Raw genomic sequence first — 26,696 nt, 5'->3', positions numbered from 1 at the left:
ATGGAAATCGAAGAAGTCCTGAAGGAATTATCCACATCCAAGGATGGTCTAAGTTCAGAAGAGGCCAAGAAACGCCTCTTGAAGTATGGTGAAAATGAATTAGTCGAAGAAAAAAAGGAAGGACCACTCAGATTATTCTTAAACCAGTTCATGGATGTTCTAATAATACTATTAATTGTAGCTGCTTTAGTCTCCTATTTTATAGGTGATTTACTAGACTCTACAGTAATATTATTTGTTGTTGTCGTAAATGCCATCATAGGCTTTATGCAAGAATATCGCGCCGAGAAGGCCATGGAAAAACTTAAAAGTCTCATCGCCACCGAAGCTATTGTAATACGGGATGGAGAAACGAAAAAAATACCCGCGCGTGAATTAACCATAGGCGACCTGGTAGTGATAGAGGAAGGCGACAATGTACCAGCAGATCTTAGACTTATAGAAACCTCCGAACTTAGGATAGATGAGTCGATAATCACTGGCGAATCAATACCAGTCCATAAAACCCATGAGTTGAGCGAAAAAGGGGATAATATCGCCTACATGGACTCAAATGTGGTCTCGGGCCGGGGTAAAGGTTTTGTAATAGCCGTTGGGATGGAAACAGCCATAGGTAAAATCGCGGGCATGATACAAGAAGAAGAGGGTAAAACGCCACTCCAGGAAAAAATATCACGTCTGGGGAAGAGCCTAGGGATCATAGCAGTTATTGTATGTTTCATAGTTTTCATCCTTCAGTTCTTAAAGGGTATCAACATTGTTGAAACATTCATGACCGCTGTCTCCCTTGCAGTGGCCTCTGTACCAGAAGGTCTACCCGCAATTTTAACATTGACCCTTGCACTTGGTATGCAAAAAATGGCAAGAAACAATGCCATTATAAGGAAACTCCTTGCAGTAGAAACCCTAGGATCCTGCACCTTCATTTGCACCGACAAGACAGGCACCCTAACCCTTAACAAAATGAGAGTGAGAAAACCATTATTAACTTCAAAGGACAGAGCCTTGGAGGTTTGTGCGCTCTGTAATAATGCAAGTTTTTCCAATGACAAAGTTATAGGGGATCCTACAGATGCTGCATTACTTCTCTTTGCAAAGGATAACGGTTACATAAGAGATGAACTTGAAGAAGAATATCCCCGGATAAAGGAAATACCACTTGACAGCGAACGTAAAAGAATGAGCACTATACATTCTTCCACTTCAGGATATTACTTGTTTATTAAAGGAGCGCCGGAGATAATTTTGGAGAGAACAAGTTATATAGAGGAAGAAGGGAAGATAAGAAAATTCAAGGATGCTGATTTAGAATATTGGAAGAAGAAATTGGATGAGATGACATCTCAGGCTCTTAGAGTGCTCGGACTAGCATATAAGCCACTTGCTGATTTAGATAATGGGGAGGACCTTGAAAAGGATCTTATTTTTGTCGGTCTTGTTGGTATGATGGATCCCCCTAGGAAAGAGGCTGCGGAGGCCATAGAAACTTGTAAAAAAGCGGGTATAAAAGTTGTGATGATAACCGGGGATCATAAGGATACTGCAGTTGCAATTGCCAAAGAATTGAATTTAATGGAAGAGGGTGAAGCCATTACCGGTGAAGAATTGGACAAGCTTAGTGATGAAGAATTCGAGTCCATGGTAGAAAATATAAAGGTCTATGCACGGGTCTTCCCACAACAGAAGGTTCGAATTGTCGAAACGCTCCAACGTCGCGGTCATGTAGTTGCAATGACAGGAGATGGTGTTAATGACGCCCCGGCGCTTAAAAGAGCTGCTATTGGCGTTGCAATGGGCAGTGGTACAGATGTTGCTAAAGAAGCTTCTGACATGGTGCTCCAGGATGACAATTTCGCCACCATAGTAAAAGCAGTGAAAGAGGGGCGTACAATATTTGATAATATAAGACGTTTTGTTAAATTCCAGCTTTCAACGAACGTCGGAGCCATCCTCACCATAGTATCATCCTCTGTGATGAATATGCCACTCCCATTCAATCCCATTCAAATCCTCTGGATAAACATTATCATGGACGGACCCCCAGCACAATCACTAGGAGTTGAACCCCCAGAAAAAGATATAATGTTAAGAAAACCGGAAAAAGAGGAGATACTACCCCAAAGGAACTTACTACGTATAGTATTAGCAGGTATTATAATGGCAATAGGCACACTAGCCATCTACACATACAAGTTATATTCCGGGGATGACAAAGCAACTACAATAGCATTCACAACATTTGTAATGTTCCAGATCCTCAACGTGTTTAATTGCAAATCACAGAGCGGATTTTCAAATAAACTACTCTTTTTTGCCATAGCAACTTCATTCATACTACAATTATTTGTCATTTACCTACCACCATTACAAGGTATATTCAGGACTAAACCACTTTCACTCATGGATTGGATACTCATATTATTGGTAGCTTCACTAATACTAATACATGAAGCGATAATTAGGCAGATCGATAAAAGGAGAAAATTATGAACATTCTCGTAATGGCAGGAACACACGATGCAGTAGAAATAATAAAAAAACTTAAAAAGTCCACAAATCATAGGATAATAGCCACCACCACAACAGACTATGGTGGTAAACTAGCCAAGGCTGCAGGGGCAGATAAGATAATCACAAAGGCCCTTAATAAGGCGAGTTTAGCCCAAGTTCTCGAGATTGAAAATGTCGATATTATAATAGATGCAACCCACCCATTCGCCGTGAAAGCCACAGAAAACGCGATCAAAGCTTCTGAGGAGAACTTAACATATTATATCCGATTCGAAAGACCAACCCCAAAATTAAATGGGCATATATTGAAGGTTGATTCCTTTAAGAAGGCTGGACGGGCAGCGGCCAAGATCTTGGAAGAAAGAGAGGGTAATATCCTCCATTTAGCTGGTGTTTCAACACTTAAGGATGTGATTGATCAGATTGGGACTGAGAAGATAGTGGTCCGAGTTTTACCCCATCCACGTTCTATAGAAGCATGTTATAGGATGGGCATACCAGGGGAGCGAATAATAGCAATGCAAGGAACATTCTCAAGGGCCCTTAACAGGGAAATTATGAAGGAATATAATGCAATTGCCGTGATCACAAAGGAAAGTGGAGAAACTGGAGGGTTAATAGAGAAGGTGAAGGCCGCTGAGGATCTTAAAATCCCTGTTATACTCGTGAACAGGCCATTCATTGAAAAATTAGAGGGTAAACTTGTATTTGATGATATTGATGAACTTCTAGCATTCATAGTGGGAAAGTGGTGAAACTTTAACATTAGAGCCTTCTTCGAGTATTTCCACGTTTTTAGGGATCTTAATGTAACCATCTGCATCTGCAAGTGAGGTTATGGCACCTGAATCTTTCAATATAGGGTATACTTTATTATTTTCGATTTTTACGAGGGCATACTGTATTCTACCCTTTGAGGAATGTAATCTGCGTGCGAGTGGTAGTTCTATTCTGCGATATTCCCTTTGTGTTTTGCCTGAAAGTTCCATTAGGTAAGGGCGTAGAAAAACATCGAAGATTATCAGAGCAGAAACAGGGAAGCCAGGGAGGCCAAATACAAGTTTATCATCTACCTTACCTATGATGGTAGGTTTCCCTGGCTTTATGGAAATTCCATGGATTATCACCTCACCAATGTCTTCAATCACTTCTCTGAGCATGTCACCGGCGCCGGCTGAAGTTCCACCAGAGGTTATGAGGATGTCACATTCTTGGATGTTTTCTTGGATGGCTTTATAAAGTTCTGTGTAATCGTCTTTCACAATACCTAAGATTCTTGGTTCGCATCCGCAATTTTTAACTGCAGCTGCGATACTATGAGAGTTTGAATCGAAGATTTTGCCAGGAATCCAATGATTTAAAGGTTCTATTAATTCGTTCCCGGTTGAGAGTATACCTATCTTTGGTTTGGCTATAACAGGCACCTTAGAAATGCCAGCTGCGCTTATCGCCCCGATCTTTTCTGGTGATAATATCGAATTTTTCTTGACTATGATTTCATTTTTTGATATGTCTGACGCCCTTGAAGCGATATGTTGACCAGGATATGCACTTTTATAAATTAGGATATTATCATCCTCTTCTTCTGTATATTCAACCATGACTATGGCATCAGCACCCTTGGGTATTGGGGCTCCTGTGCTTATACGTGAACAATACCCTCTCCTGACTTTTTTTTGTGGGATCGCACCGGCTTCTATCACTTCAATACACTTTAAAGTGCTTGGATTATCCTCAGAAGCGTGAAATGTGTCCTCCGCTCTCAAAGCGTATCCGTCCCTTGAAGCACGATCAAACGGTGGCAAGTCAATTGGACTTTTCACATCACGGGCTAGGACTCTACCATATGCATATTTTAGGTTTACTTTTTCCACCTTTGGTGGATGATAAATTTCCTTGAAAAGGCTGCGGATTATACTATGAGCCTCTGATATATCTACGAGGTCTAAGAATTCACGGCCCATTTCATAGATCCCTCCAAGATCTCTATAGATTTTTATTATCTCCTGGGTGTTTGCTTTCTTCTATAATTTAGTAACAATAATTATTTTATAGTATGTTATAGAGATATTATATTGTCTTTTTCTAGATTAGATTATAATTAAAATTGTAGAGGGAGGAGATTATTTGGGTAAAGGTAATACCGAGGAGATTAGAAGAGTTAGGATACCTAAAAAGGGTGAAATACCTGGGATTGTTGAGCAGATACTAGGCCATGGAAAGTTGAAGGTTATATGTAGTGATGGTAAAACCCGCCTTGGGCGCATACCTGGTAAGATGAAAAAGAGGATATGGATCAGGGAAGGTGATGTTGTACTTGTGAAGCCATGGGAGTTTCAAAGTGATGAAAGGGCTGATATAGTATGGAGGTATACGCGTACCGAGGCTAATTGGCTTGAGAGAAGAGGTTATTTGAATTTATAGAGTAGATGATTGAATTGTCCGCTGATAAGAAGGATAAAACTTTCCAAGAAGTCGATTCTGCACTGGAAAGGTTGAAATCCAAGAAGCGCCTTAAAGGCGTGGAGGATAGGCGTGTTGCAAGTGAAGTTTTCGATAAAAGAACCTTAGAGGTTCTCTATAAGCTGTCAAATACTGGTTATCTCGCCATTCTTGATGGTGTTATAAGCACCGGTAAAGAGGCTAACGTTTTTAAAGGCCTAGATGATAATGATAACTTCGTAGCTGTTAAAATTTATCGTATTGCAACTTCTGATTTTAAGAAAATGCAATATTATATTCAAGGCGATCCACGTTTCAAGGTTAAAATGAGCAACAAGAGGCAGATAGTCCACACTTGGGTGAGCAAGGAATTCAGGAACCTTAAGAGGGCATATGAGAGTGGTGTTAGGGTTCCAAGGCCATTTGTTTCAAGGGAGAATGTCCTAATAATGGAGTTTATAGGTGACATGGAAGGTAACCCTGCACCAACATTAAGGGAGGCCCCGCCCCTAGATCCTCAAGAAATGTTCGAGAAGATAATATATTATATGAGGTTATTATATAGGGAGGCTAGGCTAGTTCATGGGGATCTTTCAGCGTTTAATATTCTCAATTTTGATGAGGAGCCTGTTATCATTGATATTTCACAGGCTGTTGTGGTTGATCATCCAATTGCAGGAGAATTACTTGAAAGGGATATTAGGAATATCAGTAGGGATTTTAAACGTTTTGGTGTTTCATCAACTCCCCAAGAGATCAGGGAGAAAATAATAGGTTAATACTACACCTGTGAGGTGTGTTCAAGTGGCGGTAGAAGAATACTTGAAAATCCCAAAAGAGAGGATAGGGGTTCTCATCGGGAAAAAGGGGGAAGTTAAAGAGCGTATAGAGAAGTTAACACAGACTAGGCTTAATATTGATAGTGAAACGGGTGCTGTGACTATAATACCTGATGAAAAGCTTGATGATCCCCTTTCCCCTTGGAAAGCGCGGAATATTGTCAAGGCTATAGGTAGAGGTTTCAATCCAGAGATTGCAATGCGTCTTATACATGACAATATAACCCTCGATATTATAAACATACCAGATTATGTGGGCAAATCCAAGAAGGCCATAGCAAGACAAAAAGGCAGGATAATAGGACGTGGTGGTATAACACGTCAAATAATCCATGAAATGACAGGTGTTGACATTTCAGTTTATGGTAAGACTGTTGCACTAATAGGTGAGTTCGAAAATCTTATGGTTGCAAGAGAAGCCATTGAAATGCTTCTTAGGGGGGCCAGACACAAGTCTGTATACTCCTTCCTCGAAAAAAAGAAACAAGAACTAGAAATGAAAGAGTTCGAAGAGCGGGTTAATATAAGATAAAACCAACAAGAAATCTACCCTTTTAATAAAAGGTTTCTTTAAAATATTCAAAAAATATTAATGAAAATCCTATTTTATAATCGCTCGATATATATGGGACAAACTATAATATAATATAAGGGAATAATTCTAAAAAGTTGAAGGGAGGCTACTTTTTGGAAAGACAAGCAGGAGAACTATTCGAAGAATTCCAAGAACTTACTGCATCAGAATTCTTCCGCAAAAACAGGCAAATGTTAGGTTTCTCAGGTAAAATAAGATCCCTTACCATGGTATTCCACGAACTAATAACAAATAGCCTTGACGCCGCCGAAGAGGCGGGCATACTCCCCAACATAAAAATAAACTTGAAAAGAATCGGCAAAGACCATTACATCCTAGAACATGAGGACAATGGTCCCGGTATACCAGAAGACTACATCCCCAAAGTTTTCTGCACAATGTTCGCAGGTTCAAAATTCAGAAACATCCAATCAAGAGGACAACAAGGCCTCGGATGCAGCGGCTGCGTACTACTTTCCCAGATGACCACCGGAAAACCAGCCACTATCACTTCAGCATACAAAGAAGACGGCGAACTCAAAGGAGTTAAAATGTCCCTAAAAATGGATGTGAAAAAGAACAAAGGATTAATTCTCGAAAAAGAAGAGTTCAACCCCAATGGGACGGGAGTATGCGTAAAACTCCATTTCAAAGAAGTTTCATATTCACTTTCAGAACAAGGAGCCTACGAATATATCAGAAGGACCATGATAGGAAACCCACACGCCCAGATCACATTCACAGACCCCACAGGAAAAAAATACATATTTAAAAGAGCCTCAAATGTCATACCCCCACTACCAAAAGAAATATTACCCCACCCAAAAGGTGTCACAGCAGACGACCTAATATTCATGGCAAAACACACAGATAAAAGACGCTTCAGAAGCCTACTCACAAGCTCACTTTCTAGAATGTCCACAAAAAAAGTCAAAGAACTTGAAAAACTAACAAACATAGACTTCAACAAAAGACCCAAAGACATGACATGGGAAGAAGCCGAAGAAATAGTAGAAGCCTTCAAAAAAATGGACTTCATGGCCCCACCAACCAAAGGACTCATACCAATAGGGAAAGACCAGATAGAAAAAGGCATGGCAGAAATACTAAACCCAGAATTCGTAGCAGCCACCACAAGAAGACCCCAAACTTACAGGGGTGGTGTGCCATTCATAATAGAAGCAGCTGTAGCATATGGTGGTAAAGCAGGCAGACTCGTCGGTGAACAACGAAAAACCGAAATAATGAGGTTCGCGAACCGCGTACCACTCACATTCGACCAAGGAAGCTGCGCACTAACCGAGGGAGTTAGAAGTCTTGACTGGAAGAGATACGGTATAAGAGACTTCGAAAATGCACCCCTCACAATCTTCATAAACATAGTATCAACCAATGTACCATACCTTTCAACAGGAAAACAAAGCATAGCCCCAGAACCCGAAATATTACAAGAAGTTAGACAGGCCACAATGCAAGTAGCCCGAAAACTCCAAAAACATATAAGGGCTAAAAAAGCGGCTAAAGAAGAAGCCAAACGGGCCAAAGTCTTCGAAACATACATCCCCATTATAATGAGGGAAGCAGCACTCCTAGCAGAAAAAAAAGAACCTGATTATAAACCTCTACTTAAAAAAGTGACAAGAAGAGCGAGGACAGAATTCTCAGGTGAATCAGATGATGAATAGAAGAGAAATAGCATTAAAAAAGCTCAAAGGCTTAGGTGAAATGATAATAGAAGATGTCACCCAGGACAGAGTGCCAAGAATAAAAGTACCATCAAGGAGCACATCCAATATCATATATGATGATAAAAAGCGCCACTACATCCTCGGCGAAAAATATGGTATCAGATCCATGGGAAACGTTAAACAGATAAAAAAGATAGCCCAAATGCTATACATAGCCAACTTCTGCAAAGATCTTGTCAAAAGAAACAAAACAGCAACCCTAAGGGAACTATATTATGTCTCAGAAGGTTGGGATGTTGACTTCGCAGACCAACAAGAATCTAACATCATAGGCGAAGACCTTGAAGTCACCCTAGGAATGACCCGAGAAGACCTCGGATTATTACCAGAAGAAGACGGCGCAGCAGTATACGGAGAATTAACAGTAAGAGAAGGCGACATTGAAATAAACGCTTTGAAGGCTGGTAAATCAGGTTATACTATACCACCCACCATTGACGAAGTAGAATTCGTCGACCACGATGTTGAAAGGGTTATAGCAGTCGAAACCATGGGTATGTACCATCGTCTAGTCCAAGAAAAGGCCTATAAAAAATTCGATTCACTCATTGTAGGATTAAAAGGCCAGGCTGCAAGGGCAACAAGAAGATTCCTCAAAAGAGTTAACGAAGAATTAAACCTCCCAATATATATTTGCAATGACGGAGACCCATGGGGATTCCACATAGCCATGGTCATAATATCAGGAAGCGCTAAACTAGCCCATGTAAACCATGAATTAGCCACACCAGACGCAAAGTTCCTTGGAGTGACAGCAACCGATATAATAAATTATGACCTGCCAACAGACCCCCTAAAGGATATTGACATTCTAAGACTCAAAGAACTCTTACGCGATCCACGTTACAAGGACGATTTCTGGAAAAGAGAAATCAAGAAAATGTTAAAGATAGGTAAAAAGGCCGAACAACAATCATTCTCCAAATATGGCCTTGAGTATGTTGTTGACACATACCTCCCAGAAAAATTGGATGAAATAGAAACCTAAATAATTTACTCTTGGAATCCAGAAGAAAAGATTATATCTAAATCAAAAAAATAGAAACTTCACAATGTCATCCCTAACTCAACAAAGATGGGGGAGGTTATAAAGATGGTATCTGTAGCTATAAACGGATATGGGACCATAGGTAAAAGGGTGGCTGACGCTGTAGCCGCCCAAAAGGACATGAAGATAGTAGGTGTGAGCAAGACGAAGCCTGACTTCGAGGCTAGAATAGCCTTAAAGAAAGGATATGACCTCTATATAAGCATACCTGAAAGAGAAAAACTCTTTCGGGAAGCTGGGATCGAAATCAGCGGGACAGTTGAAGACATGATAGAGGAAGCAGATATAATTGTGGACGCGACACCAGAGGGCATAGGTGCTAAAAACCTTAAAATGTACAAGGAAAAGGGTATAAAAGCAATATTTCAGGGGGGAGAAAAACACGAGGACATAGGATTGTCCTTCAACTCTTTCACAAACTATGATGACTCCCTTGGAGCAGACTATACAAGGGTAGTATCATGTAACACCACAGGCCTTTGCCGCACTCTAAAACCCATAGATGACCTCTGTGGTATAAAAAAGGTTAGAGCCGTTATGGTGAGAAGAGCAGCAGACCCAGCCCAGGTTAAAAAGGGTCCGGTTAACGCTATCGTGCCCAACCCTCCAACAGTACCATCACACCACGGCCCAGACCTTAAAACAGTCATGTACGGTATTAACATCAATACAGTAGCTTTGCTAGTCCCCACAACCCTAATGCACCAACACAATATTATGGTGGAACTTGAAAACCCAGTTGATATAGAAGAAATAAAAGAAGAACTTGACAAAACATCTAGGGTTATGCTCGTAAAAGCAAGTGAAGGTCTTGCATCCACAGCAGAGATAATGGAATATGCAAGGGAGTTAGGCCGTCCACGCAACGACCTCTATGAAATTCCTGTATGGGAAGAATCCCTTAATATAGTGGATGGCGAATTATATTATATGCAGGCCGTGCATCAGGAAGCTGATGCAGTACCAGAGAGTGTAGATGCGATAAGGGCCCTATTAGAACTTGAAGAAGATAATAAAAAGTCTATAGAGAAGACGAATAAGGCTATGGGGATCCTCTAAAGAACCCCCGATGATTAACATGATAAGGCTAGGCCCAGCAGGTAACCCAGTTAATTATAAAGGAGAATCCAGTAAAGTCTGCAGTTATATACGAGCTATGAACCTTGACGCTTATGAGTACCAAGCCACCTATGGTGTCCGGGTAAGTGAAAGGATCGCCAGGGGGATCAAGGAAGATTCCAGCAACAATGACATTATGGTGTCAATCCATGCACCCTATTATATTAATCTTTCCTCTCCCAAAGATGACGTGCGTGAAAGATCCATTGAACGACTAATCCAAGCTGCAAGAGCCGGAGAATGGATGGGAGCTTACAGGATAGTATTTCACCCTGGCTTTTATTCTGGTCAAAATAAAGAGAAGGCCCTTAAAGTTTGTGAAGAATCTGTAGGTCTGCTTCTAGAAGAAATCGAGGCATCTGAGATCCAAGATTTCTGTTTCGCCCCGGAGACTACTGGTAGAAGATCCCAGCTTGGAAGTTTGTCCGAGATCATCGAAATTTGCCAATCATTTGATAATTTCGAACCAACCATCGACTTCGCCCACATATATGCCAGAAGGAGGGGAGCACCCAAGGAAATTGAAGATTATATGGAAATACTCGACCTATTAGAGGATAATCTAGATATCAAGCATTTACATTGTCATTACACTAGAATAGAATATACAGATAAGGGAGAGAAGAAACATCACAGCCTAGATGAGAAAGACTATGGACCTCCATTAAAACCCATACTTTATGCTCTCATCGAAAAAGGTTGGGATTATACGATAATTTGTGAGACGCCTTATAGAGATCTTGACGCCCTCAAAATTAAGGAAATCTTAATGGATATATCAGATGGGAAAATATAATATACTAGTAGTTTTCTTACCATAGTATAGGGAAAAAGTTCATTCTCGGTGATGAGGTGAAATTTAGTAATATTGTCCATGACTCACAGGCTAAAGATAAAAAAACCCCCACAAGAATAGTGAAACCAGAGAAAAAAGCGAAACTAGTAGTATTGAAACCAGTGGGGTATCCTTTCGTTTGTAATCTTATTGAAACGCCTAAAATAGAAGTTATCAATAATGAACTTTTTGAATTATACGCGAGAGAACAATGGGAAGGGTTTCTGGTAACCGAGGGCTCATACTTATTTGACCAGAGGCTATTACCAGATTATGCATTCAAGATTATAAGAGCCTACCCAGATAATTCAAAGATTAACAAAAACACATCTATTGTACTAATAGAAACAAAGAACATCGAGGATTTCCACGAAGTCCGCAGCAACATTAGAATGGATGATGTTATAGGACAAGAGCAAGCAAAGATGAAGTGTAAGATTATAATGAAGTATCTTGAAGATCCGGAAAACTTCAAGGAATGGGCTCCGAGGAATGTGTTATTTTATGGCACCCCTGGGACTGGTAAAACAATGCTGGCAAAATCCCTAGCTAATGAATTAGACGTCCCATTATACCTTATAAAGGCAACAAGTCTCATAGGAGACCATGTAGGGGATGGTGCCCGTCAAATCCATGAATTATATGAGCTCGCTTCAAAGACAGCCCCATCAGTCATTTTCATAGATGAAATAGACGCTATAGGATTAGATAGAAAATACCAATCTATAAGGGGTGACGTATCAGAGATAGTGAACGCCCTCCTCACAGAAATGGATGGTATAAACGAAAATTATGGAGTAGTCACAATAGGAGCCACCAATAACCCATCTCTACTCGATAAAGCTCTTAGAAGCCGTTTTGAGGATGAAATAGAGTTCACACTCCCAACAGAGGATGAAAGAAGGGAAATGATAAAAAGATACATGGAGACCATGCCACTCAAGATAGAATACCCCATCGAGAAATTAGTGAAATTAACAAAGGGCATGTCAGGGAGAGACATAAAAGAGAAGATATTAAAGAATGCTCTTCACCAGGCCATAGCCGAAGACTCAGATACCATAACAGAGAAACATATAGAAAATGTATTCAAAGATAACAATAAAAACATCAAAGAACCAAAGCACATGTTCGCATAATCCCTTCTACTATTTTTTATGTTAGGTTTCTTTTTTTAGGAAGGGTGCAGTACTCACTATTAACAAATTGGGACAAGTATATCACTTAAATAATTTTTCACAAGCTTTTATAAGTTTCTCGTCATCTTTTTCGGCGGCTTCACGTAACCTCGATACTATGTCATGGAATATCTTATTTACTATGGATCTTGTAAGATCCTCTATTATCTTTTCTTCACCTTCTATTTTGTCTAGTTTTTTTATTGCCTTTTTTGTTTCCCTTACCCTGATTTCTTCCATTTTTTTACGTATTTTTGAAATGAGCGGTTCTATTTTCTTATACTTAAGTGAATTGACTAATAATTCTAGCTCTTTTTCTATGATCTGCTCTGCTTTTTGCGCTTCTTTTTCACGCTTTCTGCGATTTTTTTCCGCTATACCTCTCAAATCGTCTATATTGAATAATTTTATCCCCAATTCTTTGACCTTTTCTTCTATGTCCCTTGGGTTCGCTATGTCTATCATCGTAACATTATCACGTCGTTCTACTGGTATGGCCTTTTTCACTCTTTCACGGGTTAATATGTAATGGGGGGCTGCTGTTGCACTTATAACTACATCAGTATCTGATAGTGCTTCGTCTAATTTGTCGAATTGGATTGCATACCCTCCAAGTTCTTCTGCGAGTTTAACTGCTCTATCATACGTTCTGTTAGCGACTACTATAGCCTTCAATTGTTTTTCTGCCAAGGCCTTGGCAACTAGTGCGCCCATTTCCCCTGCTCCGATTACGAGGACTTTTTTACATCTTAAGTCTCCTTGGACTGATTCTGCAAGTTCTACCGCGGCGGAGCCTATAGAAATCGATCCTTTGTTTATTTTAGTTCTGTTACGGATTATTTGACCCACGTGCACGGCCTTGTTGAAGATCATGTCAAGGATGGGGCCGCAGGATCCGCTTTTTAATGCGGATATCCGTGCTTCTTTTATCTGGCCCAATATTTGATCTTCACCTATTATCATGGATTCTAGTCCTGCTGCTAGTCTTAGGAGGTGTTTAAGTGCATTTTGGCCTTCTTCTATGATGATGTTAGGGTGATTTATATCCAAGGTGGTTTTCCTGACTATTAGGTAGTGTTCTATCCTGTTACATGTTTTGATGGGGATATGTTCTTTTATATCCTCTTTTAGTTCATCTAATATTTCATTGAGTATTTTGTCTGCCTTTTCTATCCCTTCAATGTCTGCTATTTTGTGATCTACTCTAATATTCAGTATCAGCTAAGATACCCCCTAACATGTTCTAGGAGGGAGTCTACATATTTTTTGGCCCCTTCTAGGTCCTTATCCTTTAAGTGGGCTTGGATTTTATCGTCTTTGAACAAACTATAGAGTATTCTACGCCTTTTCTTTTGATCTGGGATGATCTTTTTAAGTTTGCGACGTGCATAATCTTGTAATTTTATCTGGAAGATGTCATCTCCTGTTATCACGTTTTTTATCTTGTCTCGTATGACTCGGGCCATTATTGGACTTTTACCATGAGTTGATATTGCTATCTCCACGTCATCAGTTGAGAATGTGATTGGAACGATCAAATTCCCATCTTGGGGTTTGTCGGCTCTGTTTAAGAGTTTCCCTGATGCAAGGGATGCTACTTTTTCGTTTAGTGTGGGGTCTCCACTTGCGGTTACGACGATGTCAGCCCATTTGATCAGTTCTTCCATTTCTTCCAATGGCTTGTATGTGATACCCATATCCTCAAGATGGGGTTGTATGTTATCCCCACAGATTGCTACAATGGCTCCAGCTTTTCGGAATCTTATAGCTCTTCTAGTAGCTACCTCCCCCGAACCTAGTATGAAAACTTTTTTGCCATCCAATTTAAAAAACAAGGGAGTCCATGGCATTTTTTTCATCCCTGTTCGAGGGTTTTCATCCTAAGTATTTTCATGGCTGTTCTAAGGTCATTTTTGGCTTGTATTAGGGCCTCCCTCGCATCTTCCATGGTGACGTTGAAGGCTTCTGCTAGGGCTTTTATGTCCCTTTTATCGATTATCTCCGCTCTTCCGACTAATTTTTTGGCTAATTCTTTCTTGAGTTCCATGTATTCGTCGACTGTCATGTTGATTCTTTTCATGACTAAGTCTCTGAATGGGCAAGGTTTGGAGGGTTTACAGCACCAGACCAAGGATCCAAAACAAGTGCCTTCACCTTCACCTAATCTTGTTTTCTTGGCGAAGTCTTCTTTTATTGCTATGTATTCTTCGGGTGTTAGGCCTGCATCTTCTAGGGCGTATAGTATGGGGCAAGGTTTGATTGGAGGACAGCAGAATGCTAGCGCTCTTTTGTCTCCGCCTCTACAAACGTGTGAAGGTGCATCGTCCCATCCCAAGGGTAATCCTCCTGATAGAATAAAGGGGAAGAATATATTATTCTTCTGTTAACATTTTCTCTTTTTCGGGTGGTGTGAGTTCTGTGACTATCTCTTTTGGGTCTCCTGTCTTGATTATTTTACCAGCTCTCATTAAGGATGCTCTATCACATACATCTAGTACGAAATCCATGTCGTGTGATATTACTAGGAATGTCTGGTTTAATTCCTCTCTTGCCCTTATTATAGAATCTGCGACATTTACCCTCGTTATGGGATCCATAGTACCTGTGGGTTCATCTAAGATGACTATCTTGGGTTCTCTAATCAGGACTTGGGCTAGCGCGACCCTGTGGCGTTCACCACCACTTAATTCATCTGGGAATTTTTCTAATAAGTTTTCAGCATAGGATTCGTCGAATCCCACAGCCTTTAAGACATAAATTGCCTTCATTTTAGCGAATTCTGCGGGTAATTCCAAGCTTATAGCCTCTGTGAGGTTGCCTAAAACTGTCCTGTGGGGGTATAGGCTGTATTCTTGGTGTAATATGCCAAGGTAGGGTGTTACTCTTCCACGTCCGAGAGGTCCTTTTTCTGTCATGTCAATCCAATCGTCTCCGAGTCTGACGCATACTTCTCCACCACTGGGTTCTGTTAATCCGAAAAGTATTCTCGATAGTGTTGTTTTACCTGCGCCACTTAAGCCTACTATCCCAAATATTTCACCCTCATAAACTGTTAAGTCCACGCCGTCGACTGCTTTAACAACTCCACGTTCAATGGAATAATAATGTTTTTTAACATTTCGCATGATTATTAGCGGTTCTGCAACCTCATATTCTTTTACCCTTTCAGGGGCGGGTACTTGTTCCATGAATTTGGCCACTATATCCTCAGGGTTTCCTTCTTCGACTATTTCTCCCTTGTCGATCCATATTAGGTGATCTGAAAGGTCTTTTATGACTTCTGGCCAATGGGATGTTATGACCATTGTTATGCCTTTTTCCTTCACGCCTTTTATAAGGGCGTCGTGTACGAGTTCTGCTGTTTTAGGGTCGAGTGTTCCTGTAGGTTCGTCGGCCAAGAAGACCATAGGGTCCTTTGCAAGTTGTCTTGCAAGGACAACTCTTTGTTTTTCACCCCCACTTAGGTCTCTGGCAACGTGTGTTACCCTGTGGGTCATCTGGGTCATCTCTAATAGTTCAAGGGCTTTGTAGATTTTTTCTTCGTAGTCGCCTTCTGTTATTGCTCTTGTTATGTTGTCGATTACTGTGTCGTCTTCGTATAATGCGAAGGTTCTTTGGAGCATTATTGCGCTTCGTCTTCTGATTGCATTGAATGTTTTCTTATCGGTGTTCCAAAAATCAACATCTTTTAATTCTAGTGTGGCGCCGCATTTGCATTTTTTACCTTCATATGATGGGGGTTCAATGTGTAAACATTCTGGACAGATTGCAACGGTGTATATGACCTTTCCTTTGTCTGGTTTATATTCTTTCATTCCACGTAACATGTTAATGAGCACTGATTTCCCAGCACCACTTCTACCTAAAATACCGAGGACTGTGCCCTCCTCTATCTTTATACTGAGATCTTTAATGGCATCTATTCCCTTAAAGGTTTTTGTAACATTTTCTAGTGTTATAAAAGCCATGAAATCACCCTTTTAACTGTGGATCATAGGTAAATATAATAACCTAATTATACTAGATATTAAACTTTATATTAAAAGTTTCTAGGATCCAATTTTTCTGGTCATAATAATGATAGGTTAAATGATAATTTTCCATTTATAGCAGCCCTCGCAATGGATATACCATCCGCACCCGCCTTTAACATCCTCCTAGCAGACTCTAAGTCCCTTATAGAATTATTACCTATCAAAGTAGCATTTTCTATCACCTTACTCACTCCATTTACTAGTTTAAAATCTGCACAATCAAAACCGGGTTTCATAGCATCTAAATGGATATAATCCACCCCGCTGTCATCCAAAACTTTGGCAACCTCCACTTCATCAACTCCTGGTATGTTACCTCTTATCTTAACTGAAACCTTTGAATCCGATCTTCTTACAACCTCCCTTGTGAAATCTTCCAATCTTTCAAGATCCATTAAAAGGGCTTGGCCGCAGCCAATGCTTGTAAGCTCTCCTTGACGGCAATGTGCATTTATCTCCACAACGTCGACTTCATTTATCCTTGAAATTTCTATAATAGGATCTGGTGTGACCGCCCTCAAATTAACAGATACCATAACATCTGTTCTGTCTTTTATCAGAGAAACTTCCTTTTGGATTATAATTGGTAATTCATCAGCACTAAAATCGAACTCTAATCTTCCCCTTTCCATTATTTTCTTGGCGGCTTTTACTGTTGGTTTATCAGCGTTGTAGCCCCCTAAAGTGACCATGTTAAAACCATAGGGGATGAGTTTGAGACAAAATCTTGCATTAGAAATGCCGGCCATGGGAGCTAATACTTTAAGGACCATTTCTCATTCCTTCATGAGATGTACTAAATCGTAGGTGAAACCGCCTCTTATCTCTTCAAGTGCAAGATCTGCCAGGTTAGCTGCCTTCTCAGCTGTTGGAGCTTTACCTATACCTGCTTTTAATGCTATGTTTATCTCATTTTTTATCTCATTTATGATCTTGAGCAATCCTTCTGGTGCCAGACCATTACAAGGGGACATGAAATTGTCTCCGCCTATGAAAAATAGTAGCGAACCTTTTTTGATCAGTTTTTTCATTAAAAAATGTTGGACTCGGTTAACCACAAAGGATGTGTCATAGGCTGGCATAGTATCAGTGAGTGTTTCTGTTATCCCGTTAATGTCAATGTGGGCTATTTGCACAAAACCGTTTTCATCAGCTAAACCGTCAATTGCAAGCACTTCCTTCCTGTCCTCGGACTGTGCGCCACCATGACTCTGAAGGGCCCTTGTAGCTTTTCTCTGCGCATCATAGGGTGTCTGTGCTGTTCCAACCCCCATGCTCACAGTTATCGGGTACCTGTTACCTATGGACTCTTGTATTCTCAGATGGTCTTCCATGTCCATGCCATTACTTATGGCGAGCATATTATCAAATCTCATGAAAAAAACTAGTCCCTGTTTTGCGGCGAATTGTCTTTGAAGGTCAGCGTAAAGTTCGGCTTGTAATATTTGAAGATCTGACTCCCGCCGGGGGGTGGGGGTTACAGTCCATGGTCCATAATTATCTATTTGGATTAGGGTCATTTGGATCATACTATTTCACCTAAAATTATTCTAGCCAACCGTATTTTGTCTTCAAGATTTTCCATCTTGGTCTTTGTTATCGTAACCTCTTTTATTAGTTTTTCTATTTTTTCTTTTAAATGGGAATCCTTTTCATCAATGACAAATTTGTCCAGAAAATCTGCATAAATTTGGCAAACCCCCATAGAGGACACCTCATAACCTAAAGCCTTCATGAACTTCGCTGCAGGGCCGCTGAAGGGTGCTCCACCAGCAATAGGAGATACTGCGGTCACGAAAACCTGCTCTAGTGCCCTTTTAACCCCCTTTGTTGAGATTATCGGGCCAATGGAAGTCACCGGATTGGATGGTCCTATGATAACCATCTCTGAATCCTTTATAGCCTTTATAACGCCGGGCGCCGGTTTCACGATATTATATTGTATGTCTATAACTTCAGGTTCGGAATTTTCTTTTATGAGGAATTGGTGGAAGCTCATCAGCCCCTTTTCTGTTAGTATTTTTATCTCTGAGGGCTCGTCGCTCATTGGTATTACTTGCGATTTTATACCAAGGGCCTTCCTTTGGATATCTACAGCTTCTGAAAGACTATGATTTTCTAATAGTAGTGTTTTTTGGATCTTGAATGCACGGTCCTTGTCGCCTATCCTTAAAAGTTCGGGGCATCCCAGCCTTTTTAACATTTCATGTGTGATGAATGTATCATCTCTTATACCATACCATGTGTCCTCGTTTATAATATCTGCCAAGGTATAAAGGACTGTGTCAATGTCAGGTGCAACATATAAGCCCGAGAAATAGTCATTCTCCACTGTGTTAACTATCACAGTGATCTGGGATGGGTTGATAATCTTCTTCATCCCTTGGAGGAGTTTAGGAGTTCCTGTACCCCCAGATAATACGGTTATCATTTTAAATTCTCCACTTTTGTCAACGGAAAACATCCAATTCTTTTGGCCTTAAAAGGTCTTTGGATGTGCCTTTGCCTTTAAGATGGTTGTGATGGTAGCCTTTTATTATGACAATGGGTATTCCTTCGTTTGCTTGTCCCATTAACATGGAAGCTGCTGATGCTATCTCATCTGCAACCGCAATCTTTGTTGTTTTCAGACTCTTACCATAAAGGTCTGTTTCTCCCCTCCTATCCCAAATCGGGTTCATGCCTGAAACTCCCACGGCAACCCCAATAGCACCTTCCCTGAAAGGACGTCCTTGTGTATCAGCTATTATAACGCTGATATCCTTCCCTAATTTGTTTATTAAAGATAATCTTATGTTTTCTGCTGTATTATCCGGATCCTCTGGTAGGGGTGTTGCCATCCCCTCTTCAACATTTGATTCATCTATACCAGCATTTGCGCATATAAACCCATGCTTTGTTTCAGAAATTATAAAATCGTGCCCAACTTTTATTATATCCTTTGATTCTCTCAATATTGCTTCAACTAAACTAGGGTCTTTACCGGTCTGCTCGGCTAATCTTTTAGCCAGTGATCCAGGTTTTATTTCTTTAAGGTTTATTATGTTTCCCTCAGCCTTGGATACTACGGTCTCTGCGATAACAATAATATCCCCATCTTCGATCTTTATACCTTCCCTCTCAGAAGCTTCGATGATAAGAGTCGCCAAATCGTCGCCCTTTTTTATAAGGGGGATTGTGGAAAGTCCTATAATTTTTATCTCCAATTAGAGCACCCTACAATTGTAAGATTCGGTTAAATGGTGCTAAGTTCCCATTTCAGGTCCCCTTTAAAAGCTGCTGCCGCTGTTACTGGATTTGTGAACTTCGAGAATTCTCCCCCATCCATTATATAAGCGGCTGCTTCATCCGCGTTCTCAGCCTCGAATTTAACTCTTCTAGGTGTTGTATGTTCATATGTGGATATGTAATATGAGCTCCCACTTGGCACCCTCTCTACTTGTATATTATGGGAGGTTACTATCCCTATATGGCCTTCACCATCATCTTTTATGGCTGCTGCTATCCTTGGAGTGTTTAGTTCATCCTTTTCATAGTCCATTGTAAGTAGGGATAATGCTATAGCATCCCTTATGTTCATGCCCAAACTTATCTTATCGGCTATCACATCTGTGTGTGAACCATTGGATACTATTGCTGTATCCTCTACTATCCTTATACAATTGTATGCGATATAAGGGTTCTTGAAGACATCGGTTTCGTGGCCCTCCTTAGGGATGATGGCGATTCTGTCCTCGAATTTCTTAGCGATCCTATTGGGGAATGATCTGCTCGACACCCTATAAGCGGCGAATACGCCATCTTCGTTGCTTCCAACAGCTAATATTCTACCAAGATACATTCTTTATCACCTTACTATGCTGGACTCTTAACTGCTTTATCTACAGGGAAACCTGGTGGTGTTTGTATGATTATAAGACCCTCCCTTGGTCTTATTGTTATTTCGCCTTCATCTAATACGCGTGTATGGACTGCAATCGCACTATTTCTTATATATTCTGATTTATCAACACCATTGACCATAACCTTTGTCAAGCCGGCCACGGGGATCAGATAATATTCAGAGGGGCCTAAACTTTCTCCTGGTTCTGGTTTGCCTGAGGAGGATGCTCCCTCATTTATTCCTTGAAAACTGCTCGTTACAACAAGGAAAATGAGTAAGGTAAATAGTATGTCTATAAATGGGACGAGGTTGAAGCGTGGGTTGGCCCTTCTAATCTTCCTTTTATATCTTTCAACGTCAATGGGCAATATTATTCCACCATTATTGTTTTAGTCTGCTTTCTATTATATCTGCGCTTTTGTTACATTTTTCGAGTATTATGTTGTTTATACTCTTTTCTAGCATGCTAGGTTTGAATGCTACTTGTAGGTTTGCTTCGGGTTCGTTGATGGGTTTCACGTTAACTATACCCTCTGATTCTCTTAGGGCTTCCATCACAGCTTCAAGGTTTCCTTCCACTTTAATTTTCATAATCGCATAATTCCAGTTTGTCATCTTTTTTATAAGTTCTATTTTATCTATTTCAGCTTCTATTCTGCTTGTTATGTATGAGTAGAATGGTAGTAGTAGGATTGCGACTGTGAGCCCTGCTATGGTTGTTATAAGGGCTATGTAGATTCCTTGCGCCATTGAAGTGGGGTCTGCGTTAACTCCAAGGACTTTGAATGTGTGCCATATTCCTATGACTGTGCCTATAAGACCTAGTAGTGGTGCGATTTCGATTATTGTCTTGAGGGTGCCGAGGCCACGGGTCATATTGCTCATTTCGACGATGAAAACTCTTTCCATGGCATCTTCGACTTCTGCCTTGTTCCTGTAGCCTATTTTGAGAGCTTCTGAGATTATTTTCGAGATTGGGTTTTGGTACTGTCCTATGGCTCTGAGGGCTTCTAGGGCGCCTCCTTTTTCCATGGAATCGTTGACTATCCCTATGATTTCTGGTGTGCTGATACGTGATATTTTGCGTAGATAATATATTTTTTCTATGGAGAGTGATAAGCCGTATATTCCTATGATTGCGATGGCGTAGGTGATTATGCCCCCGCTTCTGAACATTTCTAGTATTGTTGTGATGGAATTTATTATTGGGTCTGTGATCATCCTGAGCCCCCCTAGTTTTTTTGCATGTTTTTTATTGTGGCCCATGATTTTCTTATGAAATCTGGTAGTTTATCATGTTCTAGGCTGGATAGGAATTTTTTTGTAAGGGGGTCGTTAGGGTACCCCGAACCGAACTCTACTTTGTATTTTCTTTTTATTTTTTCTATTTCTTGTTCTCTTTGATTTTTGGCTATTATGGATGCGGCTGATACTATTGGATATTTTTTGTCGGCACCGTGTTCTGCTTTGATGTTTATTTTATATTTTATTAATTTTTTTATTTCTTTTTCGAATCTTTGGGGTTTTATGTCAATCGAGTCTATTATTGCATGGTCTGGCCGGGCTTTGCTGATGATATCTACGATGGCCATTTTTTCTATTTCGTTGAGGTTAACACCCTCTTTGCGTAATTTGTCTATGGTTGGGGCGTCTATTTTTGTTATATAATATTTGCTGATTTTTTTTATCTTTTTAGCGAGGTATGTGCGTTTTCTTGGTGTGAGTTTTTTGGAGTCTTTAACTTGGAGTTTTTCGAGGATTTTTATTTTTTCTTTTGGTAGCATGACCCCTGCTATTATGAGGGGTCCTATAACGGGTCCTCTACCTGCTTCGTCGATTCCGAGTATTTTCATTGGATCAGCTGTTATTTCATGGCTTTTAGTCTTACTTCCGGTTCTAGTGCTCTTGGTTCGGCTGCGACGATGGCTGTTCCTTTCGCCACTACGGTCATGGGGTCTTCTGATACCTCGGCTGGGATGCCTACCTCCTCGTAGATTCTTTCTTTAAGCCCTCTTAGGAGGGATGTGCCCCCAACCAATATTGTCCTTTTGTATACTCCTGATATGAGTTCTGGTGATAATCTTTCAAGAACCTTTGAAATTGCATCTATAACTTTTGTGATAACGGGTTCTGCTGCATCAGCAACCAATTTTGAATCTATTTCAACCTCTTTTGGTTTGTTCGTCTCCATACATTTTCCTATTACCGTGGTTTTTTCGTTCTCAAATTCTGTTTTTGAATGGACCATGCCAACTTCGATTTTGGCCCTTTCGGCCTCGTGTAATCCTATCTCTACATTATGTTTTTCTTTAACTAGTTCTACTATGTTTTCGTCTATGTCATCGCCGCCGACTCGTACTGTTTCAATGTCTGTTATCCCCCCGAGTGATATGACGACGATGTCGCTTGATCCTGCGCCGATGTCGATAACCATAGTACCTGAGGCTTCAGCTATTGGCAATCCTGCGCCTATTGCCGCTGCAAGACCCTCACTTATAACTAGAATGTATTTTACGCCAGCTCTCTTGCCAATTTCTTCAACTGCATTCCTTTCAACTTCTGATGCGTTACCTGGAATGCCTATGACTATCCTTTCGATCTCTGATATGTCACCTGCACCCATTTCTATTGCATGGATTATAAGCGCCTCTGCTTGTGCCACGCTCTCCACAACACCCTTCCTAAGTGGTCTGACAGCCACTATATCCTCAGGTGTCCTGCCAAGCATCTTTTTCGCTTCTTCACCCACCGCAAGGACATAAGATGGGTCATCCTTTTTCACGGCGACTACTGAAGGTATTTTATAAATATCAAATTTATCCCCTGATGGCTTAGCTATCACAGTATTTAGCGTCCCTAAATCTATACCAAGGGTTCCTGTGACTGTCTTACTTTCCTCTTTTTTTCCTTTTTCCTTTTTTCTAAATGAAAACATTTCAATCCTCCTCTAAAATGTCTTTGAAATCTACAATAAATATATTATTGTGGGCTGAAATTTCCTTTATCTTTTCAACATCTTCTCCTTCTTTGGATACTGATATCAATAATGTTGTTAAGACAATATCTGTAACTTTAAATAATGGGTCAATGATCTCCCTTATAAACTTTGGCAATTTTGCAGTTAAATAAACATCTGCTTCTATAAAACCTGTTGTCTTATCCTGGAGGATCAACTTGAAATTGGCTTTCTTCTTTTCTGCTTCTCCAACAAATTTTTTGATCAAATTCTCCGGTGCTACGAGAAGTAGGAGATGAGGCTCATTTTTAACATAATGGGGTGCTATTTTTAAAAAAGCCCCTCCGTTTTCTTTACATATGATTGATAGATCCCGTATCTTGGACTCGTCACCATAAAGCATCATCAAATCAAATTTTTTCCTGACAAAAGCTTCTTTAACCGATACATGTTCCCTGAAGAGTATTTTAACTTTATCCCTAGATGCTATAGCCTCATAGGCTACACTGTTAATAGTATCCTCGTTACCAACGGCAACACACCATATCCTACCTGAACTGGTGCTTGATACTTGCGCTGCTTGTCGAAGAACCCTAATCTTGCTTTCTATCATCATCATCACATCACAGGTTATAAGATAAGCTTTAAATTTTATCCGGGGGATGTAGAGATTAATATCTAAAAAACTTTATATATATTTTATCAGTTTTTGGAAAAAAGAATATATTCCACTGGTGATCCCATGCTTGTGAAAGGATCCTCCAAAAAATTTGGGATACTCTTAACATGCTCCATCCTCCTCTTTCTCCTAGGATATTATATCATAACGTTCTTCATCCTATCATTTTTAGCCTTTTTAATACAATTCTTCAGGGACCCACAGCGGAAAACACCAAACTCACAAGGTATAATAGTGGCAGCTGCTGATGGGAGGATACTATCAGGGAAAATAGACAGAATAGAAGTGATAGACTCCTCCTATCCATTATTAGATAAAATAACAGATGATGATGAGGCCATCCTTGTAAGCACATTCATGTCCCCCTTTGATGTGCATGTTAACAGGGCCCCCATCAGCGGGAAGGTCATCCATACTAGTTATTATCCTGGAAAATTCAAAATAGCGAAGGGTAAAATTTTAACAGAAAATGAGAAAAATTTAATGGTCATCGAAGGTAAATATGGTAGAGTGGGAATCATCCAGATAGCAGGTTTCATAGCTAGGAGGATAATACAATATGTAAATGTGGGTGAAAAAGTGAAAATTGGAACCAGGATAGGCATGATCCGTTTCGGGTCCCGGGTGGATCTTATAATACCCAAGGATTGCGAAATTTTAGTTGATATCGGATCAAAGCCCAAGGCAGGGGAGACAATAATAGCACGATTCCCACATAGTAAAAAGAGAGGTTTATAGCGGATGATAGAGAGAAAATATAAGATACAATATTATATTGCGGTTCCTGACCTATTTTCGATTATAAACGCTTCTCTTGGATTCCTATCAATAATAATGATATCAGAGGGGAGCATGGGCCTCGCTTGTCAGTTAATGTTACTTGCGGTTATTTTTGATTCCATTGACGGATGGGTTGCTCGCAGAATAAAAAGAGAAGATGATGAAGGTTTTGGGAGGAATGTTGACTCCCTTTCAGATATTATCTCATTTGGTCTGGCCCCAGCACTTTTCATATATTCCACAACAAGTTTTCGATACATTAATATATTAGTTAGTCTCCTAATAATGACATGTGGGATATTAAGGCTTTCAAGATTCAATATAATTGCAAATGTCAAAAAGGATGCCTTCATCGGCTTACCAATACCAGTAATGGCTGTCATTGTTTCCTCCCTCTACCTTAGCGGTCTTTTCAATGAATATCTCATATTCATCATAGCAACTCTGATATCACTCATAATGATAAGTTCCATAGAATATCCAAAAATCACCGCGAAAAACGGGACAATAATAATTATACTACTGATACTCACCATACTCACAGGGGCAAAACTCAAAATAGTCGCCATAGCACTCCTCGCATTGGTAATAGCATACATATTAATCCCATTCGTCCGAAAAAGCTTAAAAAGGGGTACAAGATGATAGATAAAATAAAAGGCGATAATAATAGGCCTCCAGATCTTCGAAAAAAAGGTGATGACGATGATATCAAGAAAAAAGTGAAAGGTCTAGTGGACAAGCTTAGAGGCACCAAGAAGGAACCATCAAAAAAACCAGAGAAAAGACCCATGCCCAGACCCCGCCTAAGAGTAGGTAAAAAAGAAGAAAAACCTAGATTAAAAATTCCCAGTAGGCCCTCTGAGAAAAAACCTGGTTTAACACCACCCGGGAAGCCTCCTAGTAGGGGTATACGTCCAAAGATCCCGGAAGAAGATCAACGCACCCTCGTAGGAGCCATAGTTTTTGGTATAATAATAATAATTATCGTGGCGAGCGGATACTATTTTCTCGTATATCAACCATACCAGCAGACGCTCCAAGCTGCTAAAGATCAGAAACTAGCTGAAGTAGACGCATACTTTAAGGGGCCGCTCGCAACAGACCCGCAGAAACAGGCAATACTTGCCGAGATAGACAGTGGACAGACACCAGAGGAAGTACTAGCAGTTGATGTGCTCGGACCCGCAACCAAATCTTGGCGCAGATACCAGACCCAAGAAATCAGCACCAAAAAGGACAGATTCAATAGAGTCATGGTAGTGTATAATGTCACAGAGATGGGGAGCCAGTTAGAGTCGAAGAGGATTATAATGAAAGCCTCTGATGCGCAGAAAATAGTGAACGAAGCAGATGCAACAGTACTCGCTAATATGGTGATCCAAACCCCCGATACTGTTGCAGTTCCCATTATGATATCAAGATTACAAGCCGCCGGCGGACTTATAGGTGTCGGTAGCATGGTGGACGTATACCTCAACGTGAACCAGACTGGTAACAACACCACCGTAACTCCCCAAGAGACCACACCGAGGATAAGCGGGGCCACGGTACTCGCAATTCTTAGGGCGAAGGATAGTGGTTCTGTGGATGCTAGTATTTTAAGGTCACAGAATATTTCCGTGAACACAATGACCTCCGGGATGGCAATGGAGAAAAAAACAGCTACTGATGTTGAACAGCTCCTCAGGGCAGCTGCAGCAGGTGGTTTGAGTGAAGAGGATATCAGGGCCATCCTACAGAATTATGGTATAAGATTGTCCGATTATGAAAGAGCCGCGAACCTCGGAGAACTTGACGCCACCTACCTTGTAATATTAGAGGTGCCAAGGGACGATGTACCATTCTTGATACAGAACATGAACAATATAATATTGACTGTCCCGACACAGAACGCGCCGGAATGGATGATCCGTGAATTACATAAAATTTATGGATAAAAAAATAATGGTTTGGGGGTTAATTTGGATGAATAGACTACGATACATATTATTAGTTGGATTAATTACAATTTTTTTATTTTCGATCTTTGCCACATCCGAAACAGATTTTGCACAAAATAAAACTGGC

28 protein-coding genes are annotated in these 26,696 nt (G+C 40.4%); 13 read left to right on the top strand and 15 right to left on the bottom strand.

Annotated features, from left to right (window positions below; translation table 11 throughout):
* Together QFX38_02240 and cobK are read left to right on the top strand one after the other, a co-directional pair.
* Complete coding sequence (locus tag QFX38_02240) at nucleotides 1-2,490, top strand: calcium-transporting P-type ATPase, PMR1-type (GenBank protein MDI9623690.1); 2,490 nt, start codon at nucleotides 1-3, stop codon at nucleotides 2,488-2,490.
* On the top strand, nucleotides 2,487-3,266 hold the full coding sequence (gene cobK, locus QFX38_02235) for a precorrin-6A reductase (protein ID MDI9623689.1): 780 nt from the start codon (nucleotides 2,487-2,489) through the stop codon (nucleotides 3,264-3,266). The genes QFX38_02240 and cobK overlap by 4 nt, the downstream gene beginning before the upstream one ends.
* On the opposite strand, the gene QFX38_02230 is transcribed toward cobK, so the two are convergent.
* Entirely contained in the window at nucleotides 3,240-4,475 is a 1,236-nt protein-coding gene (locus tag QFX38_02230; protein ID MDI9623688.1) for a molybdopterin-binding protein, read from the bottom strand. The genes cobK and QFX38_02230 overlap by 27 nt on opposite strands.
* 163 nt (nucleotides 4,476-4,638) lie before the next feature.
* On the opposite strand from QFX38_02230, the gene eif1A reads away from it, so the two are divergent.
* The 8 genes from eif1A (at nucleotide 4,639) to QFX38_02190 (ending at nucleotide 12,255) form a co-directional block, all read left to right on the top strand.
* Nucleotides 4,639-4,935, top strand: a complete 297-nt coding sequence (gene eif1A / locus QFX38_02225) for a translation initiation factor eIF-1A (protein MDI9623687.1) — start codon at nucleotides 4,639-4,641, stop codon at nucleotides 4,933-4,935.
* Between the two features lie 5 nt (nucleotides 4,936-4,940).
* The gene (locus QFX38_02220; protein MDI9623686.1) at nucleotides 4,941-5,732 is read left to right on the top strand and encodes a serine protein kinase RIO; all 792 of its coding nucleotides are present in this window, start codon (nucleotides 4,941-4,943) and stop codon (nucleotides 5,730-5,732) included.
* 25 nt (nucleotides 5,733-5,757) lie between these two features.
* On the top strand, nucleotides 5,758-6,324 hold the full coding sequence (locus QFX38_02215; GenBank protein MDI9623685.1) for a KH domain-containing protein: 567 nt from the start codon (nucleotides 5,758-5,760) through the stop codon (nucleotides 6,322-6,324).
* Nucleotides 6,325-6,479: 155 nt separating this feature from the next.
* Nucleotides 6,480-8,051 carry a DNA topoisomerase VI subunit B gene (gene top6B / locus QFX38_02210; protein ID MDI9623684.1) on the top strand — a complete coding sequence of 524 codons (1,572 nt, stop codon included), beginning with the start codon at nucleotides 6,480-6,482 and terminating at the stop codon, nucleotides 8,049-8,051.
* Nucleotides 8,044-9,102, top strand: coding sequence for a DNA topoisomerase IV subunit A (locus tag QFX38_02205; GenBank protein MDI9623683.1), 1,059 nt, complete (start codon nucleotides 8,044-8,046; stop codon nucleotides 9,100-9,102). Before top6B ends, QFX38_02205 begins: the two co-directional genes overlap by 8 nt.
* A 105-nt stretch (nucleotides 9,103-9,207) precedes the next feature.
* Nucleotides 9,208-10,221, top strand: a complete 1,014-nt coding sequence (locus QFX38_02200) for a phosphorylating glyceraldehyde-3-phosphate dehydrogenase (GenBank protein ID MDI9623682.1) — start codon at nucleotides 9,208-9,210, stop codon at nucleotides 10,219-10,221.
* A 10-nt stretch (nucleotides 10,222-10,231) separates the two neighbouring features.
* Nucleotides 10,232-11,077, top strand: a complete 846-nt coding sequence (locus tag QFX38_02195; GenBank protein MDI9623681.1) for a TIM barrel protein — start codon at nucleotides 10,232-10,234, stop codon at nucleotides 11,075-11,077.
* A 56-nt stretch (nucleotides 11,078-11,133) separates the two neighbouring features.
* Nucleotides 11,134-12,255, top strand: a complete 1,122-nt coding sequence (locus tag QFX38_02190) for an AAA family ATPase (GenBank protein MDI9623680.1) — start codon at nucleotides 11,134-11,136, stop codon at nucleotides 12,253-12,255.
* A gap of 81 nt (nucleotides 12,256-12,336) precedes the next feature.
* On the opposite strand, the gene hemA is transcribed toward QFX38_02190, so the two are convergent.
* The 14 genes from hemA to QFX38_02120 all read right to left on the bottom strand — a co-directional run bounded on the left by hemA (nucleotide 12,337) and on the right by QFX38_02120 (nucleotide 23,780).
* Nucleotides 12,337-13,515, bottom strand: coding sequence for a glutamyl-tRNA reductase (gene hemA, locus QFX38_02185; protein ID MDI9623679.1), 1,179 nt, complete (start codon nucleotides 13,513-13,515; stop codon nucleotides 12,337-12,339).
* Entirely contained in the window at nucleotides 13,512-14,144 is a 633-nt protein-coding gene (locus QFX38_02180; GenBank protein ID MDI9623678.1) for a bifunctional precorrin-2 dehydrogenase/sirohydrochlorin ferrochelatase, read from the bottom strand. Before QFX38_02180 ends, hemA begins: the two co-directional genes overlap by 4 nt.
* Before the next feature lie 5 nt (nucleotides 14,145-14,149).
* Nucleotides 14,150-14,629: a methanogenesis marker 9 domain-containing protein gene (locus QFX38_02175; protein MDI9623677.1), complete on the bottom strand. Its 480-nt coding sequence runs from the start codon at nucleotides 14,627-14,629 to the stop codon at nucleotides 14,150-14,152.
* Between the two features lie 37 nt (nucleotides 14,630-14,666).
* The gene (atwA, locus tag QFX38_02170; GenBank protein MDI9623676.1) at nucleotides 14,667-16,262 is read right to left on the bottom strand and encodes a methyl coenzyme M reductase system, component A2; all 1,596 of its coding nucleotides are present in this window, start codon (nucleotides 16,260-16,262) and stop codon (nucleotides 14,667-14,669) included.
* Nucleotides 16,263-16,363: 101 nt separating this feature from the next.
* Nucleotides 16,364-17,077, bottom strand: coding sequence for a tRNA-dihydrouridine synthase (locus QFX38_02165; GenBank protein ID MDI9623675.1), 714 nt, complete (start codon nucleotides 17,075-17,077; stop codon nucleotides 16,364-16,366).
* 27 nt (nucleotides 17,078-17,104) lie between these two features.
* Nucleotides 17,105-17,857, bottom strand: coding sequence for a GTP cyclohydrolase IIa (locus tag QFX38_02160; protein MDI9623674.1), 753 nt, complete (start codon nucleotides 17,855-17,857; stop codon nucleotides 17,105-17,107).
* Nucleotides 17,854-18,759, bottom strand: coding sequence for a 2-phospho-L-lactate transferase (cofD, locus tag QFX38_02155; GenBank protein ID MDI9623673.1), 906 nt, complete (start codon nucleotides 18,757-18,759; stop codon nucleotides 17,854-17,856). Before cofD ends, QFX38_02160 begins: the two co-directional genes overlap by 4 nt.
* Nucleotides 18,760-18,778: 19 nt before the next feature.
* Nucleotides 18,779-19,534, bottom strand: a complete 756-nt coding sequence (locus tag QFX38_02150) for a coenzyme F420-0:L-glutamate ligase (protein ID MDI9623672.1) — start codon at nucleotides 19,532-19,534, stop codon at nucleotides 18,779-18,781.
* Between the two features lie 29 nt (nucleotides 19,535-19,563).
* A complete protein-coding gene (locus QFX38_02145; protein MDI9623671.1) occupies nucleotides 19,564-20,169 on the bottom strand; it encodes an IMP cyclohydrolase in 606 nt (201 codons plus the stop codon).
* A gap of 14 nt (nucleotides 20,170-20,183) precedes the next feature.
* Nucleotides 20,184-20,579 (bottom strand): biopolymer transporter ExbD, encoded by a 396-nt coding sequence (locus QFX38_02140; GenBank protein MDI9623670.1) that lies wholly within the window; start codon nucleotides 20,577-20,579, stop codon nucleotides 20,184-20,186.
* A gap of 13 nt (nucleotides 20,580-20,592) precedes the next feature.
* Complete coding sequence (locus tag QFX38_02135; protein ID MDI9623669.1) at nucleotides 20,593-21,432, bottom strand: MotA/TolQ/ExbB proton channel family protein; 840 nt, start codon at nucleotides 21,430-21,432, stop codon at nucleotides 20,593-20,595.
* A gap of 11 nt (nucleotides 21,433-21,443) precedes the next feature.
* Entirely contained in the window at nucleotides 21,444-22,064 is a 621-nt protein-coding gene (gene rnhB, locus QFX38_02130) for a ribonuclease HII (GenBank protein ID MDI9623668.1), read from the bottom strand.
* An 11-nt stretch (nucleotides 22,065-22,075) separates the two neighbouring features.
* Nucleotides 22,076-23,146 (bottom strand): rod shape-determining protein, encoded by a 1,071-nt coding sequence (locus QFX38_02125; protein MDI9623667.1) that lies wholly within the window; start codon nucleotides 23,144-23,146, stop codon nucleotides 22,076-22,078.
* A 1-nt stretch (nucleotide 23,147) separates the two neighbouring features.
* Complete coding sequence (locus tag QFX38_02120) at nucleotides 23,148-23,780, bottom strand: hypothetical protein (protein ID MDI9623666.1); 633 nt, start codon at nucleotides 23,778-23,780, stop codon at nucleotides 23,148-23,150.
* Between the two features lie 129 nt (nucleotides 23,781-23,909).
* Between QFX38_02120 and QFX38_02115 the strand changes: the two genes are divergently transcribed.
* The 3 genes from QFX38_02115 to QFX38_02105 are packed head-to-tail and all read left to right on the top strand — an operon-like array spanning nucleotide 23,910 to nucleotide 26,566.
* Nucleotides 23,910-24,584 (top strand): archaetidylserine decarboxylase, encoded by a 675-nt coding sequence (locus QFX38_02115; protein MDI9623665.1) that lies wholly within the window; start codon nucleotides 23,910-23,912, stop codon nucleotides 24,582-24,584.
* 3 nt (nucleotides 24,585-24,587) lie between these two features.
* Nucleotides 24,588-25,271: an archaetidylserine synthase gene (locus tag QFX38_02110; protein ID MDI9623664.1), complete on the top strand. Its 684-nt coding sequence runs from the start codon at nucleotides 24,588-24,590 to the stop codon at nucleotides 25,269-25,271.
* Nucleotides 25,268-26,566, top strand: coding sequence for a DUF515 domain-containing protein (locus QFX38_02105; GenBank protein ID MDI9623663.1), 1,299 nt, complete (start codon nucleotides 25,268-25,270; stop codon nucleotides 26,564-26,566). Before QFX38_02110 ends, QFX38_02105 begins: the two co-directional genes overlap by 4 nt.
* Nucleotides 26,567-26,696: the final 130 nt, after the last annotated feature.

This window comes from Methanothermobacter sp. (assembly GCA_030055615.1).
GTDB lineage: Archaea > Methanobacteriota > Methanobacteria > Methanobacteriales > DSM-23052 > Methanothermobacter_A.
This window is presented reverse-complemented; position numbering and strand designations above follow the sequence as displayed.

Bases quoted from the DNA above. Each gene is read 5' to 3' on its own strand.
- QFX38_02240 (MDI9623690.1), top strand. From the start codon at position 1: ATGGAAATCGAAGAAGTCCTGAAGGAATTATCCACATCCAAGGATGGT.
- cobK (MDI9623689.1), top strand. From the start codon at position 2,487: ATGAACATTCTCGTAATGGCAGGAACACACGATGCAGTAGAAATAATA.
- QFX38_02230 (MDI9623688.1), bottom strand. From the start codon at position 4,475: ATGGGCCGTGAATTCTTAGACCTCGTAGATATATCAGAGGCTCATAGT.
- QFX38_02220 (MDI9623686.1), top strand. From the start codon at position 4,941: ATGATTGAATTGTCCGCTGATAAGAAGGATAAAACTTTCCAAGAAGTC.
- QFX38_02205 (MDI9623683.1), top strand. From the start codon at position 8,044: ATGAATAGAAGAGAAATAGCATTAAAAAAGCTCAAAGGCTTAGGTGAA.
- QFX38_02200 (MDI9623682.1), top strand. From the start codon at position 9,208: ATGGTATCTGTAGCTATAAACGGATATGGGACCATAGGTAAAAGGGTG.
- QFX38_02195 (MDI9623681.1), top strand. From the start codon at position 10,232: ATGATTAACATGATAAGGCTAGGCCCAGCAGGTAACCCAGTTAATTAT.
- QFX38_02180 (MDI9623678.1), bottom strand. From the start codon at position 14,144: ATGCCATGGACTCCCTTGTTTTTTAAATTGGATGGCAAAAAAGTTTTC.
- atwA (MDI9623676.1), bottom strand. From the start codon at position 16,262: ATGGCTTTTATAACACTAGAAAATGTTACAAAAACCTTTAAGGGAATA.
- QFX38_02165 (MDI9623675.1), bottom strand. From the start codon at position 17,077: ATGGCCGGCATTTCTAATGCAAGATTTTGTCTCAAACTCATCCCCTAT.
- QFX38_02160 (MDI9623674.1), bottom strand. From the start codon at position 17,857: ATGATCCAAATGACCCTAATCCAAATAGATAATTATGGACCATGGACT.
- cofD (MDI9623673.1), bottom strand. From the start codon at position 18,759: ATGATAACCGTATTATCTGGGGGTACAGGAACTCCTAAACTCCTCCAA.
- QFX38_02145 (MDI9623671.1), bottom strand. From the start codon at position 20,169: ATGTATCTTGGTAGAATATTAGCTGTTGGAAGCAACGAAGATGGCGTA.
- QFX38_02135 (MDI9623669.1), bottom strand. From the start codon at position 21,432: ATGATCACAGACCCAATAATAAATTCCATCACAACAATACTAGAAATG.
- rnhB (MDI9623668.1), bottom strand. From the start codon at position 22,064: ATGAAAATACTCGGAATCGACGAAGCAGGTAGAGGACCCGTTATAGGA.
- QFX38_02125 (MDI9623667.1), bottom strand. From the start codon at position 23,146: ATGTTTTCATTTAGAAAAAAGGAAAAAGGAAAAAAAGAGGAAAGTAAG.
- QFX38_02120 (MDI9623666.1), bottom strand. From the start codon at position 23,780: ATGATAGAAAGCAAGATTAGGGTTCTTCGACAAGCAGCGCAAGTATCA.
- QFX38_02115 (MDI9623665.1), top strand. From the start codon at position 23,910: ATGCTTGTGAAAGGATCCTCCAAAAAATTTGGGATACTCTTAACATGC.
- QFX38_02110 (MDI9623664.1), top strand. From the start codon at position 24,588: ATGATAGAGAGAAAATATAAGATACAATATTATATTGCGGTTCCTGAC.
- QFX38_02105 (MDI9623663.1), top strand. From the start codon at position 25,268: ATGATAGATAAAATAAAAGGCGATAATAATAGGCCTCCAGATCTTCGA.